This is a genomic window from Citrobacter sp. ANG330 (assembly GCF_047467925.1).
Taxonomy (GTDB): domain Bacteria; phylum Pseudomonadota; class Gammaproteobacteria; order Enterobacterales; family Enterobacteriaceae; genus Citrobacter_A; species Citrobacter_A amalonaticus_G.
Genome location: NZ_JASJUI010000026.1, coordinates 1 through 1,646, shown reverse-complemented (window position 1 = coordinate 1,646; position 1,646 = coordinate 1). Strand labels below are relative to the sequence as shown.

The 1,646-nt window shown below is 52.6% G+C and carries 1 rRNA gene; it reads left to right on the top strand.

Features of this window, described 5'->3' with window-relative positions:
• Nucleotides 1-79 precede the first annotated feature (79 nt).
• Nucleotides 80-1,621 (top strand): 16S ribosomal RNA (locus QNN88_RS22760).
• The last annotated feature ends 25 nt before the right edge of the window (nt 1,622-1,646 follow it).

The window sequence follows — 1,646 nt, the reverse complement described above, 5'->3', positions numbered from 1 at the left end:
TCGGACAATAAATGAATACCAAGTCTCAAGAGTGAACACGTAATTCATTACGAAGTTTAATTCTTTGAGCATCAAACTTAAATTGAAGAGTTTGATCATGGCTCAGATTGAACGCTGGCGGCAGGCCTAACACATGCAAGTCGAACGGTAACAGGAAGCAGCTTGCTGCTTTGCTGACGAGTGGCGGACGGGTGAGTAATGTCTGGGAAACTGCCCGATGGAGGGGGATAACTACTGGAAACGGTAGCTAATACCGCATAACGTCGCAAGACCAAAGAGGGGGACCTTCGGGCCTCTTGCCATCGGATGTGCCCAGATGGGATTAGCTTGTTGGTGAGGTAACGGCTCACCAAGGCGACGATCCCTAGCTGGTCTGAGAGGATGACCAGCCACACTGGAACTGAGACACGGTCCAGACTCCTACGGGAGGCAGCAGTGGGGAATATTGCACAATGGGCGCAAGCCTGATGCAGCCATGCCGCGTGTATGAAGAAGGCCTTCGGGTTGTAAAGTACTTTCAGCGGGGAGGAAGGGAGAATGGTTAATAACCATTTTCATTGACGTTACCCGCAGAAGAAGCACCGGCTAACTCCGTGCCAGCAGCCGCGGTAATACGGAGGGTGCAAGCGTTAATCGGAATTACTGGGCGTAAAGCGCACGCAGGCGGTCTGTCAAGTCGGATGTGAAATCCCCGGGCTCAACCTGGGAACTGCATTCGAAACTGGCAGGCTTGAGTCTTGTAGAGGGGGGTAGAATTCCAGGTGTAGCGGTGAAATGCGTAGAGATCTGGAGGAATACCGGTGGCGAAGGCGGCCCCCTGGACAAAGACTGACGCTCAGGTGCGAAAGCGTGGGGAGCAAACAGGATTAGATACCCTGGTAGTCCACGCCGTAAACGATGTCTATTTGGAGGTTGTTCCCTTGAGGAGTGGCTTCCGGAGCTAACGCGTTAAATAGACCGCCTGGGGAGTACGGCCGCAAGGTTAAAACTCAAATGAATTGACGGGGGCCCGCACAAGCGGTGGAGCATGTGGTTTAATTCGATGCAACGCGAAGAACCTTACCTGGTCTTGACATCCACAGAATTTTGCAGAGATGCGAAAGTGCCTTCGGGAACTGTGAGACAGGTGCTGCATGGCTGTCGTCAGCTCGTGTTGTGAAATGTTGGGTTAAGTCCCGCAACGAGCGCAACCCTTATCCTTTGTTGCCAGCGGTTAGGCCGGGAACTCAAAGGAGACTGCCAGTGATAAACTGGAGGAAGGTGGGGATGACGTCAAGTCATCATGGCCCTTACGACCAGGGCTACACACGTGCTACAATGGCATATACAAAGAGAAGCGACCTCGCGAGAGCAAGCGGACCTCATAAAGTATGTCGTAGTCCGGATTGGAGTCTGCAACTCGACTCCATGAAGTCGGAATCGCTAGTAATCGTGGATCAGAATGCCACGGTGAATACGTTCCCGGGCCTTGTACACACCGCCCGTCACACCATGGGAGTGGGTTGCAAAAGAAGTAGGTAGCTTAACCTTCGGGAGGGCGCTTACCACTTTGTGATTCATGACTGGGGTGAAGTCGTAACAAGGTAACCGTAGGGGAACCTGCGGTTGGATCACCTCCTTACCTTAAAGAACCTGCCTTTGTAGTG